This is a genomic window from Kosmotoga sp. (assembly GCF_982836095.1).
The window spans coordinates 26,686-28,928 of record NZ_CEYIHJ010000005.1 but is presented as its reverse complement, the minus strand read 5'-3'; the positions used below and the strand labels follow the sequence as shown (position 1 = coordinate 28,928).

Genomic DNA, 2,243 nt, shown 5'->3' with positions numbered 1-2,243 from the left:
ATATAAAAAGAGTATAAAATTAGATAGCATCTTAGTCGGTAACATATGTTACCTGCATCTGAAAGTGCGCCTTGTAGCGGTTATAATCTCCAAACTTTCCCATTTGCGATATAATTAATAGAAAACTCTCGTAGGGGAAGGCTATGAAAAACGATGGAAAATAAAGTTCTCAAAGGAACGCTGGCCTTTGGTCTAGCTACGATGATCTCCCGGGTTACCGGTTTGTTGAGAGATGCTTTCTTCGCAGGATACTTTGGCACTTCAAACCAATATGACGCCTATCTTGTAGCTATAATGATCCCTTTCTTTCTGAGAAAGATATTCGCAGAAGGGGCCTTATCCTTGACTTTTGTACCTATGTTTGTTGAGAAGAGAAGGGAATCCATTGAGCGAGCCTTCGAATTTGCATCGACCGTTCTATTGCTTGTTATCAGCGTTACATCCATCATATCAGTAACAGGCGTTGTTTTTTCTACCCCGGTAACCAGGGTTTTCGCAGGTGGGTTTGATCCAGAAGTGATTCTGCTCACATCGAAGCTGATGAAAATAACCTTTCCATTTGTGCTTCTTGTTTCTACATGGAGCGTTTTTTACGGGGTGCTTAATAGTTTTGATGCTTATTTTCTTGCGGCTCTTTCTCCTGCGTTTATCAACCTTTCAACCATAACCGGTATTGCCCTTTCCAGGCATTTCAATCCACCGATTTTGGGACCAACCATTGCCTTTGTTGTTGGAGGTGGAATTCAGGTACTGGCAGTGATAACAGCTGCGAAAAAGAAAGGGTTCAGGTTTAAGGCCCGATTCAACAAAAAAGACGCCAGGGAATTTCTCAAAATTTTTGGACTCACAATGATATCCCCGGCCATCGCTCAGGTAAATTCGCTTGTGGATACAAGAGTAGCCACAGAATTGGGTTCAGGTGCGGTTTCAAGTTTGCAATATGCTATGAGGCTTTACCAGCTTCCTCTTGGCATTTTCGGAATCTCGGTGGCTACCGTCGTGCTTGCCGAGCTGTCTAAATACATCAAGAACACCGAGAAGTTCAACGAAACCCTATGGACATCTCTCGAAACGCTTCTTTATTTCATCCTTCCGGCTACTTTGGGCCTTATTGTGCTTTCAAAAGAAATTGTATCTTTGTTGTTTCAAAGAGGCGCCTTTAGTTACATCGATACGCTCAATACAGCCCGCATTTTGAGAATTTATGCAGTTGGACTCCCATTCTATGGGCTATTCAACATCTTTTCAAGGGTTCACTATTCACGCCAAAATCCTAGATTCCCCTCTCTTATAGCGGCCTTGATGGCGGGGATCAACATCGTATTGGACATTGTTCTGGGATTGTCCTATGGCCCGGTGGGAATAGCTTGGGCAACAGCTATCGCGGGCATCTTTGGATTTTTAAGTGTCAGTTTGCAAGTACTTCTGGCTGTTAAAGCTACTAAAAGTCAACTGTATGAATTATTGAAAATCACCATGGCAAGTCTTATTATGACCATTACACTTTTCATTGAAAGGCAGTTACTCCCTGCAATGAATCTTTCGAGTATCATTGAAGTTCTCTCCGGAGTAGCTATATATCTGCTGCTCTCTAAACTTTTTGCTCTCAGGGAATACAAATATATAAAAGGTGTGTTTAAAAGGCGATAGCCCTTTGTTGCAGTGTTGTTCCTGATTTCTTTTGACGGCTTGCGTAATGTATCGAGCTCTTATCATTATATACCTCCTTATTGATAGTTTCTGTGAACAAAACTTATGAATTCTGTGTGGGAATAAAATTTCTCAGCGTGCTAAAATATTACAGGAGGTATTGAAATGAACAATGTTTTTGTGGTCGTTGACACCGAAACTACCGGTTCGAGTCCCCTTAATGGAGATAGAATAATAGAAATCGCTGCAATTCCTATTTACCATGGGAAGATATATTACGAACTGCGCTTTCACTCACTCGTAAACCCGCAAATAACAATTCCTGCTGCCATAAGCAGTATTCATGGATTGAAAAACGCAGATGTTAATGATGAGCCTAGCATGCTAGAAGTATTTCCGAAGTTTAAGGAATACGTTGGAAATGCCGTAATCGTTGGGCATAGCATATCGGTAGATATGAAGTTCTTTGACATAGCAGCGAAAGAAACGGGTACCTTTCCTTTCTCTAATGACTATATAGATACCTATGAACTCGCTAAATCCCTTTTCCAGGAGGGGCCATATAGCCTTGCAGAGCTTGCAAGGCGTTTGAA

The 2,243-nt window shown here is 41.6% G+C and carries 2 protein-coding genes; both read left to right on the top strand.

Going from position 1 to position 2,243, the window contains the following annotated elements; all coding sequences use genetic code 11:
• Positions 1 to 153 precede the first annotated feature (153 nt).
• Positions 154 to 1,650: a murein biosynthesis integral membrane protein MurJ gene (gene murJ / locus AC3LHT_RS00910; protein ID WP_488661701.1), complete on the top strand. Its 1,497-nt coding sequence runs from the start codon at positions 154 to 156 to the stop codon at positions 1,648 to 1,650.
• Positions 1,651 to 1,815: 165 nt separating this feature from the next.
• The coding region (locus AC3LHT_RS00905; protein WP_488661700.1) for a 3'-5' exonuclease at positions 1,816 to 2,243 on the top strand (428 nt) is incomplete at its 3' end.

What these genes read in the sequence shown, in the direction of transcription:
- murJ (WP_488661701.1), top strand. Translation starts at nt 154, where the DNA reads ATGGAAAATAAAGTTCTCAAAGGAACGCTGGCCTTTGGTCTAGCTACG.